The organism is Enterobacter sp. SLBN-59 (assembly GCF_024807915.1).
Lineage (GTDB): Bacteria > Pseudomonadota > Gammaproteobacteria > Enterobacterales > Enterobacteriaceae > Enterobacter > Enterobacter asburiae_B.
Genome location: NZ_JANUFI010000003.1, coordinates 40,775 through 56,239, shown reverse-complemented (window position 1 = coordinate 56,239; position 15,465 = coordinate 40,775). Strand labels below are relative to the sequence as shown.

Here is a 15,465-nt window from a genome sequence, read left to right as displayed (position 1 = left end):
TTATATCCCGTTGTTGATCATCTGCCCAGGAATAACAGTCTGAAAACTGTATAAATCCTCATCATTTTTCCGTGTCATTCACTCCCTGAAATCCCCAGAGACTTACGGATATCAGCGGCTCGCTGTTCGCTTCCGGCGGCCACGCCAGCGTTATAGACAAGGCTGATCATCGCCTGCACCATTTCCCAGTCATCACGCTCCAGCCGGGCATCGAGACGGTACAGGATCTTCCCGCTTTCGGCATGCCGGAACACGGTTCCTGTCTCTTTTTTATCGAACCTGCGGCTGATTATGCTCAATATCCCTCCCGGTTATCCGTACCTTCTGACCACTCCCGGATCTGATCTTCGAGCGCCTCAAGGTGCCTGTCTATGCTCTCAGCCAGCTGCTCACTTTCGGTTTCCAGCCAGCCACTCAGCCCGTCCCACTCGCAGCACATCTCTTTCAGCTTTGCTGACATGGTACGGAGCTTATTACGCTGGCTGCGGGCAACCTTCAGCTCAGTCTTGCAGGGATTGTTTCTCATTCTGCCCCCTGCTGATACCGCAGCTTGTTCGGGACCTGCCAGCGTTCAGCAGTACGGATATTCTCCGGAGTTTCCCGGACGATAAACGGGATTTCGTACATCACTGCATACAGCGGCTCGCCGCTGATGCGAAGCCAGTCAAGTTCCTTCAGCGACGCGAACCGCGACTGCCAGCGCCAGAACGGTCCGGCAAGCTCTGTCGCGTCAAACTCGTCGCTCCAACGGGTGTACCAGGTGCAGACGGTTTCCGGCGACTGAAAATCCAGGTCTATTTTTGCCTGCTCCAGCAGGTTCTGGCGCAGTTTCCAGCGCTGTTCAAACTCGCGGGACTGGCGGCGTAGCTGGCGGATGGTCTTAATGCCGGACCTGTGCAGCCGTCTGCCTGTGCGGGTGTGCATGACTTCAGGAAACAGTTCGGCCTGTACATCAATCGTGAGGGGCAGCGGGCAGGCTTCGCCACCGGTAGCGATCATCGTGTTAAGCGCCTCCTCGACCTGTTTCAGGTTCGAATGGCGGTTGTTTGGTACCCAGTGCAGGCCAGGTATTTTACTGGCCACCGTGGCGTTGAGGCGTCCGCTACCCGTGAGAAGGCGCAGAAAGGTACGCACATACGGCATGGCGGGCAGTCGTGCGCCGCGTTCGCGGACAGACTCAACATGGCTGATAGCCTGTATTGCCGCCTGACGGGCAGGCTTCAGGGAAACGAGCGCGTGTGAGGACGGGATCATGCTGTCACCTCCCCGCTCATCAGGTTCGCCACGGTACTGGCAGTGCAGTTAAAGCGGCGCATACCTGCCAGCTGAGCGATCAGCTGACTTATCCGTTCAGGCTGGAGCGTGTCGCTCTGGTAAAGGGTACGCACCACTTCACCGCCGGATGAGAGCAGCACCAGAAGCCAGTAGGGCGAGACTTCGCCGGGGCTGCACACGCACAGATGCCAGTCATCACTGCCGTCAGCACTGAAGCGGCACTGGACGGGGAAGAAGCCACCAAACTCGCTGCGGAATTCGGCGCAGACGCGCCATCCTTCTGGTGTCGACAGGAGGCCGGTCACGGCATCGCTGAGGGCGCGGCGCGCGTCCTCACCCTGTTGACGGATAAACTCCAGATCGGAGGCAGTCAGGGTGTTGATTCGGTTCAGGTCATATTGCATGGTCATGTCTGTTCCCGCCGCCCGAAGGCGGCGGCCTCCGGTATTAAGCAGCGTGGTCAGTGGTGTCAGCGTCGGTTTCAGTGGCGTCTTCAGCCTCAGCGGCTGGCGCAGTGCGCACCATCCAGTCAGGCAGCCAGCCCTGAGCATTCAGATCCTGTTCGGCGGCCTTCGCTGCATCGCGGCGCTTGAGCTTCACGACTTCACCCGCACGGGCGCTGAGTCCGGCTTCTTCATAGGCTTTGCCAATCTGGGCAATCGTGAGCTTGCCGAAGTAGCTCTCTGCATCAGGCTGCCACCATTTACGCAGGTCAAAGTCCAGCGCCGCTTCCAGCCCGTCCAGTTCGCTTTTCGCCGTATGGTTATACATACGCTCCTGAATGCCGTTGATACCGTGCGCCGCACAGAATCCCAGCAGGGTGTTCACCTGCTCTGCTGACCATGACAGCAGCCAGGTAAAATCGAGATGCCAGTCTTCAGGCAGCGTTGCCTGTAACGCCTCTTTCTGTGCCCTGAGCGCCGTGAGCGCCTTACCTTCCTCACCGGAGGGAGCCAGTGATGCAAGGTGATACTGATTCGAGGACACGGAAGCTTTCAGCGGTTCATTGCGCTTGCCGTAGGTGCGATCAAAAAGCGCAAGACACAGCGTCCACGTCAGGAGTGCCACCGATACGTCGGGCCGACCCGCCAGTTCCGCCTGAACGGCGAGAGTACGCTCGGCAGACATGGCTTTAACCAGCGTTGCCGGATAGGCGTCAGCGGGAATGTCAGGCGTGGTGTGTCTGATCACATTGTTTTCACGTTCCTGACGCGCCTGTGCTTCTGCGGCCCTGTCCTCGTCGGTCAGCCTGCGGATACCCGGCTGAACCCGAAAATTGTCACCATCCCATGACACCCAGATACCGTGCGCGGCGCGAAATTCTGGCGTGGCTTCGCGGTATTCCGCCTTGCAGTAAATGTCATCGATCTGCTGCTGAAGCTCGTATTCGTCATCGTAGGTTTCAGTAGCGTCCATTTGTTCTTCCAGCTCACTGACGCGCTTCTGTTCTTCTTCCGTCAGGACAGCTTTCGGCATGGCAAAACGGTACAGTTCAGTGTCCTCACCGCTGAAGCGTAGTTCCGTCATACGGTACTCAGCCCAGCCCCAGCCCTGCTCCTGCTTAAGACGCGCGGCGAGCACGGTGAGCTTGCCACCCAGCAGTGATTTGACCAGTGCCGCATCGGCAAAGGTGCTGTCCCTGTCGCTGAACAGATCGGCGGTCAGGGCACCGCCAGCGGCGGTGTAGGCTTCCTCCCCCACAAACTCAAACATCGGATGACTGATGGCCATCTTGTCGTCCGTCACCATTTTGCGAAGCGTCTGGGGAGCAGGTACACGACCGTACCACTGCGCCTTCGCTTCCTCCCAGATCTGCAATTGTCGTTCATGCGTTTCGGCAAGGGTCATCACCTCACAATGCTCAAGGGTGATTTCATCCCGCGCCAGCGCATCCAGCAGGGAGGGGGCAAGGTTCGCCAGCTTCAGGCAGCGCTGAACGTGGCGCGGGTGGTAGCCCATCAGTGCGCCGATCTGCGAGGCCGTTTTACCTTCCTGCTCAAGAGTGCGAAAACCGATAATCTGCTCGGCAGGGTGCATGTTTTTACGTCTGCCGTTCTCGATCATCGAGGCCGCCACCGCCATCTCCACAGGCAGGACCTTCACCGGAACAAAGGGCGTGTCTGCGTCGAGCACACCGCGCATCACCAGAATGCCAGTCCCCCTGCGGCGCCCCTCCCCGCCCACAATGCCGATCGTACCGTCCGGCAGTTCTGCGCCGATCAGGTTCTGCAGAATGCCCATTGCCTGAATGCTGTCTGCCATCTCTTCCACTTCCGTATCGGTATGCGGAATGATGCGCGTGTTCAGTCTGGTGTGTGACAGACGGGAGTACGGGAAGATTTGCACGGGCGTGTCCGCAAGCAACTGGACGAGCTTCTGCTCCGTGGACTGCGCGATTTTTTCCGTTGCCTTTTTCGCGCGGGTGGATTTTGCGGGGTTTTTTGCCGTAGTATTGGTGGTGGCCATGATTTTTACTCCTGTGTTTAAGTGATGGTCCGCCGTGGCCGGATTCCCCTCCGGTCACGGCATCCGGTTATTCAGTAATGCGTTTCGGGTGTGCTGCCAGTGCCGCAAAGGACGGATAGCCGTCGAGTACCTGCATCATTGCTTTCGCGCCTTCCAGCATCGCGGTATCAGATACCGTTGCGCAGTTCTCACATACGGCAATCGTTGCCACGATCCCCGATTTCACATCAGAAAAGCGTTCGTACATGCGGTTGCTGAACAGGACGCGTTCGCCCCCTGCCATCACCTGCCAGTTGTTGCAGTCATTAAAACGGGTGTCCACGTTGTCAAACTCGACCACGTGGGTGTCGCTGGCCTGAATGCGCAGCAGCTTCACGATTTCGTTGCTCTGCCCGACCTTACGGGTCGCCGGACGGGAATTAAGGTTCTGCATGTTTCCTCCTTCTCTGGGTTAAGACCGGACATCCGGTCGCGGATTAAAGCTGCACGTCGCGCAGGTTACGTTTAAGTTCAGCGAGAAAATCCGGCTCAAACGACCAGGCGTGCCAGTTAAGTAATCCGTGAGTGCGGATCTCCACCTGAACATCGCCGTAACGGCTCACACCGGACACCGTGACGGTAACACCGGCTTTCAGCGCAGTGGCCTGAGCCACCCACTCCTTCGCGACAGAAACAGGGTTTTGTTCTTCCCCCATCTTCCTGGAAGATTCCTGAGCGGCGGTTTTGACGTTGACGTTTCGTGTGTGCATCCTGGTTTTCTCCTGTGGTGATGGTTGTCCATCTCCCTGGTGAGTTCTCTCGCGGCAGAGGGCAAAGAAGCAACGGCGGGGCGACAGGAGAAGGGCGCAGACAAAAGTTTTTGCGGCACGCAAAAAGTTTTGGCGGAGTACATTTCACCCTTCGGATGACGGCACGACGGTGCTACGACCAGCCCTCCGCGTGAGGACGCACGGGGGATGGCCTCACCGGGCGAACAGGATGCACGCACCCGACACGGCGGAACGGCGTGGCGGCCTTAAAGCGTCGGCTTCGCCGGCGCGGTCAGGGCGGCCCGGCCCCGGCCGGTGCAAGCCGGGGGTTGACCTCAGCCATCAGACCCTAGCGTCAGCCCGAAACCCGGAGGGGTTCGGCGGAGCCTGGCGGGTGCGTCAGCAGCTGCCCTGGCGGAGTGGGGCTCGACGACCGGACCGCCACGCGGGCCGGGAGCCGAAGGGGGCCAGAAGAGAGATTGAGGTGTTCTGAGAGGTTTTGCTGATCGGGTTTCAGAGTCAACGCCACGCCACGCCACGCCACGCCACGCCACGCCACGCCACGCCACGCCACGCCACGCCACGCCACGCCACGCAGGACCGTACCTGTGACAATTTGCCCTCACAATGCCTTTCATCTGCATCGCCACGGGCTAACATCAGGGCGGGAGGGGGGCAGCGCCGCAGGCGCTGGCCTTCACGCCCCGTCAGCCCGAAGGGGTGACAGGGTTTTCGCACGCGGACAGGCGGCGCATATGCCCCGCACGGATTATTTACTGTCCGTCGCCCTGACCGCCCTGGAGAATGAAGTGGCCGCAAAAACAGACGGCACACTGCCGGGTAGCAGATTCGCAGATCTCATCCGGCACTTTCGCTGTGGTTACGGGGCTGAGTCCGGATCCGCGCCGTCGCTCGTTGATGCGCGTTTTATACTGGCGCAGGATACTGCGGGTTTCCGGTGACAGTTGCATGGTGTGCTCCGTTTTTAGTTTCCGGAGGCAACGCCTCCGGTTTCTCTGTCAGGCCTCGAGCGCAGCGCGCAGGCTCATCATGACGTCATTTTCTTCTTTCAGGGTTTCTTCTGCGGATCCGCCGCCATCCTCCGCACATACGGCGATACGCTGCATTTCCCTTCCTGCAAGTTGCATGACCATTGCAAGCGAGGCTGCGGGAATGGTCACGGTGCGGTGTGCCCGTTTCTCCTCAATCATTTTCTCCACGATGCCATGAATGAGAGACACACAGCCGCCGCAATCCAGCGTGGTACTCAGCCTGTCCATAATCGTTTCGATCTCGTCACTGCTCAGATCCCAGTCCACACAAATGCTTCGGATATCATTGCTGTCCCAGCTGGCGAAAACGTACTTCTCGCCATCGAGGTCGGAACATCTGAACATTTCAAGCGCAATTTCTCTTGCTGTACCGATCATGTTTTTCTCCTTTTATCGGGCGGCATCGCCGCCCGTGGTCAGTCAGTCAAGGGCGCGCCAGATGGTGGCGCTTTCCGGATGGGTATCAGCAAATGCCATAAGCTGCTCATAACGGCGGCAGAAGTGGCGGCACAGTTCCTCATGGTCATGGTTACTGTGGTGCCAGCTCCGGTGATTCAGTACCAGCGCCGTGAGGATGATCCCCGCCACTTCCCCGCTGACTGTCTGCTCAAACCAGTTGTCCGGATTGCACAGGGTCAGGCTCTCCACGTCGGGCACCATATATCCGCCGCCTTCCGGCAGCCGGTAAAACTGCCAGAATCCCCCCTGATACTCGGGGCAATAGCGCCGGGCGTAGGCGTACACGGATGCCTCGGACGTCATAAAATCGCCGCCAAACAAATCAGGCAGGAAAGTCAGGCGCTGCGCCCCCTCAAGACGAACAGCATCACAGGTCACGGTCTGGTTCATAGATCCTCCACGGTTAACATATTCTCGGTTCCGGCATCGCCGTGACGACACGACAGACCGGCGAAAAGCGGAGGACACAGGGGCGACGCCGCAAGCCGCAGCGCAAAGCCTTCACGGGCTGAATGCACCGTGAAGGGTGCGAACGGGTGAGGACGGAGGCGCCAGCGAACCCTTGTGGCCGATGCGGCCGGGCTACAGTGAAGTCACGGCGTATGCCGTCACCGCACGGAGCTTCAGGGGAGTTTCATTGTCCCGACGTGGCCCGGAGGGCGGCGGCGGATAAAAGCGGAAGGCACTGACATCCTTATTCGCTGTGGATGGCCACCGGTTGCCGGGGCGTTACCCCGGCGTTCTCTCAGGCAGCCAGCGCCTCCTGTAGCGTGCGCACGTAATTCAGCTCATTCCTGACGGATTTGGGCTCCCGCCGCCCGGCTTCCCAGGCCATACCGATCCGGTTTTCCAGCTCGCATTCATAGTTACGCAGGACGCGGGAAAGAAGTACCGCCGGAACACTCACCTGACGGTTTGCCGCTTCCCGCTGACGGGTCAGGAGGTCACTGATTGTCTGATGATTTACCCCTTCCTGGCGGTATTGCGTCATTTTCATTTCGCCGAGCGCCTTCATCACGGCGCGGATTTCAGTCCCGTCCGGTTCTGGCCGGGTTTCACGGCAGGCCACGCTAATCCCCTCTTCCGTCCAGACCAGCAGGACCAGGGGTTCGTCAGCCGTGAACATGTTTTCAAGCTGTACACAAAGTTCTTCGCGGGTTCCGTACATCGTTTTTTCTCTCCAGTAAGGGGTTACAGGCCGGGCCTCAGCCCGGCAGGGTCAGTCAGTCCTGAAAGGTTTCGTCCAGCACCAGGGCTTCGCGGTAGGCTTCCAGAAGCAGGGTGTTGATCCGGCGCAGAGTCTGCGCAGCCATACGTTCGGTAAGCGTCGCCGCGTCGTGCCGGTGCTGCGATTCGAGGCGGTTCAGCAGCATCCGCACGTCACACATGGCATTGCTGAGTGCAGCCACGTCCGCGCGCAGGGGTTCAAGGCCCGGGTAGTTCATGCTGCCTCCGGCCAGTCAGGGTAAAACGCGCCGTCATTGGCCGCCGGCATCCTTCTCGCCCGTTCAACCTGTGCCAGACGGCGAACGCCGGCGGCGTGGTACTGCTCAAGCATCTCGATCCCGATATAGCGGCGGCTGGCTTCGGCGGCGGCCACGCAGGTGGAGCCGCTGCCGGCGAACGGATCAAGGACAATGGCCCCCGGACGCGTGAGCGATTCGATTAGCGGCCGCAGGCTCTGCACCGGCTTCTCCGTCGGATGGTGTCGGTTGCCCGTGTATTGCCAGGGGATCACGTCCGCGACGGGGCGGTCCGGGGTCTGCGGCCTCCCCTTCGCCAGCAGGTAGGCGCTCTCATGGGTGTAACCCACGAACGTCGATTTTGAGGCATAGCTCTTGGCAAAGACGATATGGCCAACCACCCGGAAGCCGGCCGTTTTCCACGCATTCAGAAACAGATCCGCGCGGTTCCAGGCGTAGAAGCTCACCATGAGACTGTCGTTTTTCAGCACGCGGTACATTTCATGACAGGCAGGCTGGAGCCATTCGGCTGAGTTGTCCCCGGCCAGGGTACGACCGGTACGGTCCTTATAGCCAACCAGATACGGCGGATCGGTAAGAATAAAATCGACGGCACGCGCCGGGAAACGGGACATCACCTGCACGCAGTCACCCAGAATAAAACGGGACATAGACACACTCCTCTCTGATATGCGGCACCCTGTTGCGCCGTGCCGCCACAAAAACCCGGCGAAAAGCGGCGGGCGCAGGGGCGACGCCGCAAGCCGCAGCGCAAGCCTTTCACGGGCTGATGCGCCGTGAAAGGTGCGAACGGGTGAGGACGGAGGCGACAGCTTCCCTTGCGACCACAGCGGCCGGGTTAGCGTGAAGGCACGGCGTTGAACACGCCGCCGTCTGGCGGCCATAAGGCGGAGGTAACCGACATCATTGATTACCGTTTCTGGTAGCTGATGCTGTTACGGGGATGTGGCAGAATAGTGACGAGTGTGTATCACGATACCACTTTGATTGTTATTAGCCTGGTATGTTTTGGGACGCCTCCGGCCGGAGGCGACTTTTTTTTGAAGCAGGTATATAGCAGGAAAAAGTGGGCTGTCATTGTGTGATCCCCAGCGCCGAAACTATCTGAAAGGTTTTCAATTAACACGAATTGCATGATTTCAGGACACCCCGCCCCCGGAAGGTGTCCTTCTTTTTCGTCAGTGCCCCCTTCACCCCGTCCATGGCAAGCTGCAGAGTGTCCCAGTTAAATCCGGTTCCGGCATCGTGGCTGTGATCGCAGATACGCATGGCTTCAGCAATTTGCGCTTCAGACAGACTGTCATCGAGTGACAGGAAATCGTCTGCCAGCCAGAACGCCCCCAGACACAGTGCAGCTTCAGCCTGGCGATGAGTCCTGCCACCGTCACATCATCACGGCAGGCAGGACGCGACGGCAGTACGCGATCGGCGATGTCGTTCCACCACCAGTCCTCGTCCTCCGGCACGGATTCATGCAGGGTCTGTAATTCCACGCCCGGAATCAGGGAAAGCAGCTCCCGAATTTCGCTCAGGCAGAGTCGTTCACTGCGGGCATCCTCGCTCCCCAAGTAATGGTGGTTGATATACACGGCAAACTCGCCGCTATCGAGTTCAATACAGGTCAGTCTGAACATGGTTGTGTCCTCAGCATCCGGCACCCTCTTGCGCCTTGCCGCCACAAAAACCCGGCGGAAAGCAGAGGACGCCCGGGCGACGCCGAAGCCGAAGCCGCAGCGCAAGCCCGTCACGGGCTGAATGCACCGTGCAGGGCGCGAACGGGTGAGCAGTTGTGTTTGATGTCAAACAGGAACCATGTTTAAAAGACGCGTAGTGGTTGCAGGCGATGAATGTCTGTTATGAGCGAAGAGCAGACATCCTTGACCTGTGAATCATGAATCTTATTATCTCTTAGGCTTGTTAAACAGACTTAGGGAGAACTGGTGTTGGGCTGGAAATTACTAATCGGCTTTCTTTTTGTCACCATCATTGGGTTTGCACTATTTGGTTTCATTTTTTCACTCCAGCAACTGTAGTAAAATGATCGTCATCCTTGTTGCATGCCATCCATGAAACACAAAAACCCGCTCAAGGCGGGTTTTTTATCACGTTCACTTATCTGCTCAGGCCAGAGCCGTCATCGCTGTCGTAAGCGTCTGTGTCGTTATCGGCAATTAAAGCGCGACAACATTTCCGGCAGCCGGACCTTTGGCACCATTCTCAATCGAGAACTCAACCTTCTGGCCTTCGTCGAGCGTTTTGTAATCGTTGCTCTGAATGGCAGAGAAATGAACAAAAACATCTTTGCTGCCGTCAGCTGGCGTAATGAAGCCAAAACCTTTATCAGAGTTAAACCATTTTACTAAACCAGTCATTTTATTCGACATAGATACTTCCTTTAATTTTCTTGAGCCACACGTTGTGGCAAACATGGCCTGCTTGCAGATGAGGACTTATTGGGCACTTAGGAGGAGGCTCATGCAGAAGAGTATCTAAGGATAACGCTTGAAATGAGGACTGCTTTACTAAAACTGCTTTCATAAGGTCTGTATGCCAAACCGATGACGCATCGTGGACTGATATAAGTTGATAAGCAAGATTATTTTTGTCAGTAATCAGTTGGGAAAACTTACAATTCAAAGGGAGCAGTAATCTTAAAAGCCCTGACCATTGCAGCAAGGGCTTTTAAGGTACTACAGACTTCATATTTAACATTAATGGACTTAATAAAGTGATACTGCTATTTATACTGCTTTCAAATGTACCCGTTCACTACAGATAATATTGGGCATTAATACTAAAAAGCCTCCCTCTATTTATCTCGTTTTACACCTCCAACGCTTTCGAAACCTAAGCGTGGAAACTTAAACAAGCACATCTCCCATCGCGACATATACTCTTTGATGCGTTGCCCTTTGCTGATACGGTTACCATCAAAAAAACGAAACCGTCAGCATCAACTAAAAAAACAAGGCCTTACATCTTCGCGCTAACACTACCATTTTGCGAATCAGCACAATCACTACGAGGCCTGAAAGCTAACTTCATCCCAAACAACAAACTTCGGGGCCTGTAAAGCAAAATGGCTTAATCCAAAACTTCTTTCTATTCACTAACTGACTAACCACTTTCATTGTGCTGCTGTGTACTAATTTACTTATTTGAGATTTGCGGTCAATACTGTTTTTTAAAACATGTTTTTATTAACAGCGATAGTGACTGCGCTGCATCCCGCGATTCATTGTATCGAACTATTGGCAATGTCCGCTATTGGCACAAAGCGGACCGACATAGGAGCCGCAAGGTTCGCTATAGGTTTCTCATTGTCACACTGATCATACAAGGACGGAGGCGACAGCCTCCCTGGCGGCCGAAGCGGCCGGGTTAGCGTAAAGGCACGGCGGGTAATCTTTATGAGAAGATGTGAAACGGAGGGAAAAATTTCACATTAAATACAAATGTGATTTACATCACAAAACAACGCTTTATAATCGCCGAAAAATTAAGCGTTTAGTTTTGACGGCAGGAGTACGATGTCACCCTGCCGTTTTTTTTAAGCCTGTTGCGCACGGTACCTTGCTTTATCGCGCAGGAGCCGCGCCAATACGTCTCAGCGCATCCTGAACTTCCTGCAGTCCAAAAATTTCTTTCGGTGGCTGTTCCTTTCCGGCCAGGCTACAGACTGTAAAGACCGCATCTGATGCGGTTAATCTCTCCCGGTACAACGCCTGCAGTGCCACTACTACCAGCGTGCGTTCGTCTCCTGTCAGTTCTTCAAGCTGCATACTGTTTCCTTCAGGTTAATGTTCATATTCGTCCCCGCCCCTTTGGTTTTTTCTCGTCAAAAGCCAGAAGAACCCCGAGGCCGATCAGTGAGGCATAGCAGACCTGCATCGCGATTGTCACCGGCAGGGAAATGTTATCAATCAGAACACCGGGAACCACGACGGCCACGCCTGCCAGTATCATTCCCCTGCCGGTCTTTTTGACCAGATCCGGCCACTGAGATTCAGGGACGTTCCGGGCGCGCAGAAAGTTGTGAATGAACTGCTCTGCCTTTCGTTTAATCACTGACATGTTTTACTCTCCGAATGCACGTCGCATATTTTTCTTTATCCTGGTCGTTTCACCGGATACCTGCCCGGCAGAGGCTGCCGGTTTCCCCGTTAGTGCAGCCTGACTCGCGCCAGCAGGACCGGCCATCTGCTGAACCAGAACCTGCAGCTCGCTGACCGTTGCGGGTGGTACCGGCATGCTGGCCAGCAGACGCGGCAGCTCTGGTGCCGTCGTGTGCAGGGCCAGACCGGTGATAATCAGGTTTCTCAGCAACTCGCCCCGCAGGCGGGATGACACGCCCGTCAGCACACTTTCCACCCGTTCACTGCTCCGGTCATCCTGAAGCGTCAGGGTGTAACGCCGGCGCTGATATTTCGTCTCAGGTGGCATTGCCAGCGCGGCCACGCCGCCATCTGGCTCATCAGGAAGTCCGGAAAGTGAAGACCAGGTGCCGGAGGCCAGGGCCATCACGGCACAAAGCCGGATGGCGCTCAGCTGCCCGTCAAAGAACACCGGGATCAGTACCGGTAAACGAGCATCCGTCTGATACATCACCGCCCCGGCGGTGGCTGCGGTCCGGATGAAGTCTCCGCGCAGGGGCTGTGAGATGGTGCTGATGGTCGCCATCGCTGCGATGTCGGTGCGATCGTCGCTGTGCAGATAGAAAGAATACAGGCCGTCCGGCACGTTTAGTCCTCTTTATTGTAAAGGGCAATCTCTCTGGCCAGCGCCAGCTGCGGATCGCCTATAACCTCGATACGGTCAGGAGCCAGAGGCCAGGCCTGACGGACAGCCTCTTCAATGAGGGATGCCCCTCCCCCGACCAGGAATACCCGGTTAACGTTCCTGAAGGCCGTCAGCTCACTGGTGACGCGCGCGCCTAGGGAGGTGATGGCCTCTGTAATTTTGCTCAGGACATCATCAATTTTACCGGCATCGTTGATAACACGCTGCAGATACTGACGATCATTGCGGTTGCGGATGACCGTGTCAGCAATGAGCGCGCTGGTTTCACTGTCTGCAGCACGCAGCGCGCCTGCAGCTGCCCGGGTGACCTGTGACACGCCAACAGACGGATTACCATGCACCGCACTGATATCATCAAACTGTCCGACAATCACACCGGCATCGAGCGTGGTCCCGCCGAGATCGATAATCAGGGTGGTTTCCGCGGGTCCGGCCTTCAGCTCAGCGAGACGGGAGAACGCTGCCGGCAGTGACTCCGGCATCACCTTCACGTCCTTTACGGTAAATACCCTGCCCTTGTTCAGAACCAGCTCACGCATCAGGTTTTCACGTTTGCGTCGGATATTTTCCTCGTTCCGCTGGCAGTCCCCGTCGTAATACTCGCTCAGGGGCAGCGTCACGGTCAGGCTCACCGGCTGCGGCTCAAGTCCGCTGTTCAGCAGCGCATGATGCACGGCCAGCAGGTTGAGATCACCGTACTGATATTCCACGTTTGTTGTCGGGATGGCATCCCGGCTGACGCTGTCCCAGGTGTATTTCAGCGTGCCTACCTGATAGTTAAACGTTGCAGCACTGAATTCAGCCACTTTCCAGCCATGCCGGAAGGAGTTAGCAGAGACCCGGGTCTGCAGCTCGTTTCCTTCAAACCATGCCAGCTTAACATTAGTTGAACCATCATCGCAGTAAATATTCATCATTATGCTCCGTCAATTAAACTCAATTTGATAAACATTATAAGAGCAAAATGGGAAAATAAAAGCCTTATTTCTCATTATGAGAAATACAAATGATTCAAAATGATATTAATGAACATTTGAGTAGCTTAGGTTACTCACCCTGTTCATGGAGCATGTGATCTGGATTATCCTCACGCTGCTAAATATACTGTATGCATAACCAGTATTTTTAGACATCAGGAGGAAAGATGAAACTGCAGCTTTTCAGCACCGGGAAAGAACTCCCGCCACAGGCCCTTCCGTTGTTTGCAGACCTGGCCAGCTGCGGTTTTCCCAGCCCTGCTGCAGACTATGTCGAGTCTGACCTGGATCTCCATGATTACTGCATACGGCATCCGAGCGCGACTTACTACCTGCGTGCCAGCGGCGACAGTATGTCCGACGGCAGCCTATACAATGGCGATCTGCTGGTTGTGGACAGTGCAGAGAAGCCCCGGCACGGCGATATTGTTGTGGCCAGCGTGCAAGGGGAGTTTACGGTCAAACGGCTTCTGCTGACGCCACGACTGACACTGCAGCCGATGAATGCCAACTGGTCGCCGATTTATCCTGACCCGGACGATCTGGATATCTTTGGCGTCGTCACGCACATTATCCACCGTCCCAGGGAGATGTACTGATGTTTGCCCTGGCCGATGTGAACAGCTTTTATGCCAGCTGCGAACGTGTTTTCCGTCCGGATTTGAAAGGAAAGCCGGTTGTGGTGCTCAGTAATAACGATGGTTGCGTAATCGCAAGAAGTGCCGAGGCAAAGGCCTGGATCAAAATGGGCACACCGTGGTTTCAGATGAAAAACGAAAAGTACCCGGAAAAAATATACGCGTTCTCAAGCAACTATGAACTTTATGCCTCAATGTCAGCGCGCGTGATGAGTTGTCTGGAGGAGCTGGCCCCCAGGGTGGAACAGTATTCGATTGACGAGATGTTCCTCGACCTGACCGGCGTGGAGCACTGCATGGATCTGGAGGATTTTGGCCGACAGCTGCGCCAGCATGTGTATGACTGTACCCGTCTGACCATCGGCGTGGGCGCCGGCCCTACTAAAACGCTGGCAAAATCAGCACAATGGGCCTCAAAGGAGTGGAAACAGTTTCGTGGCGTGCTCGCCCTGACCCGGGGGAATCCACAGCGAACGCGGAAACTGCTTTCACTGCAGCCTGTCGAAGAAATCTGGGGCGTGGGAAACCGTATTGCACGTAAGCTAAATGTACTGGGCATTAAGACCGCGCTCGATCTGGCCCTGACGAACCCGGCTTTCATCCGCAAAAATTTCTCCGTGGTCCTCGAGCGAACGGTGCGGGAACTGAACGGGGAAAGCTGCATGTCGCTTGAGGAAGCACCACCAACAAAGCAGCAGATAGTCTGCAGCCGCAGCTTTGGAGAGAAGATCACGGAGTACGATTCGCTCCGCCAGGCTATCTGTCAGTACGCAGAGCGGGCCTCTGAAAAGCTGCGTAAAGAGCACCAGTACTGCCGGCATATTTCCGTATTCATCAAAACGTCCCCCTTCGCCGTAAAAGAGCCTTATTACGGCAACGTGGCCACAGAGAAACTGCTTACCCCTACTCAGGATACCCGGGACATCATTGCGGCTGCCACAACGGCTCTGGAGCGTATCTGGAAGGATGGCCACCGATATGCCAAGGCCGGTGTGATGCTGAATGACTTCACCGGCTCCGGTGTGTCACAGCTGCAGCTGTTCGACGAACGTCCGCCACGTCCTCACAGCGCTGAGCTGATGAAGGTTCTCGACGGTATTAATCATTCCGGCCTGGGACAGATCTGGTTTGCCGGACGAGGAATTGCGCCATCCTGGCAAATGAAACGCGATATGCTCTCCCCTGCGTACACCACCCGCTGGAAAGATATCCCCATTGCGAGGATCAGTTAAATTTCGCCTTTCAGAGTGAGCCAGTAGTGCTCGCCGCAGCCGAACGACAGGGCGAAGCCCGCGAGTGAGCGAGGAAGCACCAGGGAACTACATGGGCAAATTCTGCTTACGCTCGAAGTTTAATGGATAGCTCTTTCTGGGTTATCCACTTATCCACGGGCATATTTTTATAAGATCTTTTTAAAGGGTTGTTAGGTTTACCTTTTTAGAATACCTCCCAGCCCTTTATCCATGCGGGTTAGAGAAGGATCAATGTGACAATTTGCCCTTTTAGTGTGACAAATCACCCTCAAATCCCCACCTAAACTGTGACAGATTGCCCTTAACCCTGTG

The 15,465-nt window shown here is 56.0% G+C and carries 21 protein-coding genes; 2 read left to right on the top strand and 19 right to left on the bottom strand.

The genetic code is table 11. The features are described 5' to 3' along the window. Positions 1-74: 74 nt before the first annotated feature. The 19 genes from M2422_RS23095 to M2422_RS23005 form a co-directional block, all read right to left on the bottom strand. A complete protein-coding gene (locus tag M2422_RS23095; RefSeq protein ID WP_259142996.1) occupies positions 75-299 on the bottom strand; it encodes a hypothetical protein in 225 nt (74 codons plus the stop codon). Further along, the gene (locus M2422_RS23090) at positions 296-526 is read right to left on the bottom strand and encodes a hypothetical protein (protein ID WP_032641239.1); all 231 of its coding nucleotides are present in this window, start codon (positions 524-526) and stop codon (positions 296-298) included. Before M2422_RS23090 ends, M2422_RS23095 begins: the two co-directional genes overlap by 4 nt. After that, the gene (locus tag M2422_RS23085) at positions 523-1,254 is read right to left on the bottom strand and encodes a plasmid SOS inhibition protein A (protein WP_259142994.1); all 732 of its coding nucleotides are present in this window, start codon (positions 1,252-1,254) and stop codon (positions 523-525) included. Before M2422_RS23085 ends, M2422_RS23090 begins: the two co-directional genes overlap by 4 nt. After that, positions 1,251-1,685 carry a conjugation system SOS inhibitor PsiB gene (gene psiB, locus M2422_RS23080; protein WP_259142992.1) on the bottom strand — a complete coding sequence of 145 codons (435 nt, stop codon included), beginning with the start codon at positions 1,683-1,685 and terminating at the stop codon, positions 1,251-1,253. Before psiB ends, M2422_RS23085 begins: the two co-directional genes overlap by 4 nt. 37 nt (positions 1,686-1,722) lie before the next feature. Next, positions 1,723-3,741: a ParB/RepB/Spo0J family partition protein gene (locus tag M2422_RS23075; RefSeq protein WP_259142990.1), complete on the bottom strand. Its 2,019-nt coding sequence runs from the start codon at positions 3,739-3,741 to the stop codon at positions 1,723-1,725. A gap of 67 nt (positions 3,742-3,808) precedes the next feature. After that, positions 3,809-4,174, bottom strand: coding sequence for a hypothetical protein (locus M2422_RS23070; protein ID WP_259142988.1), 366 nt, complete (start codon positions 4,172-4,174; stop codon positions 3,809-3,811). A 43-nt stretch (positions 4,175-4,217) separates the two neighbouring features. Next, a complete protein-coding gene (locus tag M2422_RS23065; RefSeq protein ID WP_259142987.1) occupies positions 4,218-4,490 on the bottom strand; it encodes a hypothetical protein in 273 nt (90 codons plus the stop codon). A 773-nt stretch (positions 4,491-5,263) separates the two neighbouring features. Continuing rightward, positions 5,264-5,461: a hypothetical protein gene (locus M2422_RS23060; protein WP_259142986.1), complete on the bottom strand. Its 198-nt coding sequence runs from the start codon at positions 5,459-5,461 to the stop codon at positions 5,264-5,266. 48 nt (positions 5,462-5,509) lie between these two features. Then, positions 5,510-5,920, bottom strand: coding sequence for a hypothetical protein (locus tag M2422_RS23055; RefSeq protein ID WP_259142985.1), 411 nt, complete (start codon positions 5,918-5,920; stop codon positions 5,510-5,512). A 42-nt stretch (positions 5,921-5,962) separates the two neighbouring features. Beyond that, positions 5,963-6,391, bottom strand: a complete 429-nt coding sequence (locus tag M2422_RS23050; protein WP_259142984.1) for an antirestriction protein — start codon at positions 6,389-6,391, stop codon at positions 5,963-5,965. Between the two features lie 355 nt (positions 6,392-6,746). Then, complete coding sequence (locus M2422_RS23045) at positions 6,747-7,169, bottom strand: DUF1380 domain-containing protein (RefSeq protein ID WP_259142983.1); 423 nt, start codon at positions 7,167-7,169, stop codon at positions 6,747-6,749. A 55-nt stretch (positions 7,170-7,224) separates the two neighbouring features. Continuing rightward, positions 7,225-7,446 carry a hypothetical protein gene (locus M2422_RS23040; protein ID WP_259142982.1) on the bottom strand — a complete coding sequence of 74 codons (222 nt, stop codon included), beginning with the start codon at positions 7,444-7,446 and terminating at the stop codon, positions 7,225-7,227. Continuing rightward, complete coding sequence (locus M2422_RS23035; RefSeq protein ID WP_259142981.1) at positions 7,443-8,135, bottom strand: DNA methylase; 693 nt, start codon at positions 8,133-8,135, stop codon at positions 7,443-7,445. Before M2422_RS23035 ends, M2422_RS23040 begins: the two co-directional genes overlap by 4 nt. 540 nt (positions 8,136-8,675) lie before the next feature. Continuing rightward, positions 8,676-9,119 (bottom strand): hypothetical protein, encoded by a 444-nt coding sequence (locus M2422_RS23030; RefSeq protein WP_259142979.1) that lies wholly within the window; start codon positions 9,117-9,119, stop codon positions 8,676-8,678. Positions 9,120-9,656: 537 nt separating this feature from the next. Beyond that, positions 9,657-9,869 (bottom strand): cold shock protein CspG, encoded by a 213-nt coding sequence (cspG, locus tag M2422_RS23025; protein WP_090121314.1) that lies wholly within the window; start codon positions 9,867-9,869, stop codon positions 9,657-9,659. A 1,194-nt stretch (positions 9,870-11,063) separates the two neighbouring features. Next, positions 11,064-11,267, bottom strand: a complete 204-nt coding sequence (locus M2422_RS23020; RefSeq protein ID WP_259142978.1) for a hypothetical protein — start codon at positions 11,265-11,267, stop codon at positions 11,064-11,066. Between the two features lie 22 nt (positions 11,268-11,289). Beyond that, positions 11,290-11,559 carry a hypothetical protein gene (locus M2422_RS23015; RefSeq protein WP_259142977.1) on the bottom strand — a complete coding sequence of 90 codons (270 nt, stop codon included), beginning with the start codon at positions 11,557-11,559 and terminating at the stop codon, positions 11,290-11,292. Between the two features lie 3 nt (positions 11,560-11,562). After that, positions 11,563-12,225 carry a plasmid partitioning/stability family protein gene (locus M2422_RS23010; RefSeq protein ID WP_259142976.1) on the bottom strand — a complete coding sequence of 221 codons (663 nt, stop codon included), beginning with the start codon at positions 12,223-12,225 and terminating at the stop codon, positions 11,563-11,565. Between the two features lie 2 nt (positions 12,226-12,227). Continuing rightward, positions 12,228-13,199 carry a plasmid segregation protein ParM gene (locus M2422_RS23005; RefSeq protein ID WP_259143072.1) on the bottom strand — a complete coding sequence of 324 codons (972 nt, stop codon included), beginning with the start codon at positions 13,197-13,199 and terminating at the stop codon, positions 12,228-12,230. Between the two features lie 230 nt (positions 13,200-13,429). Between M2422_RS23005 and umuD the strand changes: the two genes are divergently transcribed. Next, positions 13,430-13,861, top strand: a complete 432-nt coding sequence (gene umuD, locus M2422_RS23000) for a translesion error-prone DNA polymerase V autoproteolytic subunit (protein WP_259142975.1) — start codon at positions 13,430-13,432, stop codon at positions 13,859-13,861. Next, entirely contained in the window at positions 13,861-15,132 is a 1,272-nt protein-coding gene (locus tag M2422_RS22995; protein ID WP_259142974.1) for a Y-family DNA polymerase, read from the top strand. Before umuD ends, M2422_RS22995 begins: the two co-directional genes overlap by 1 nt. Positions 15,133-15,465: the final 333 nt, after the last annotated feature.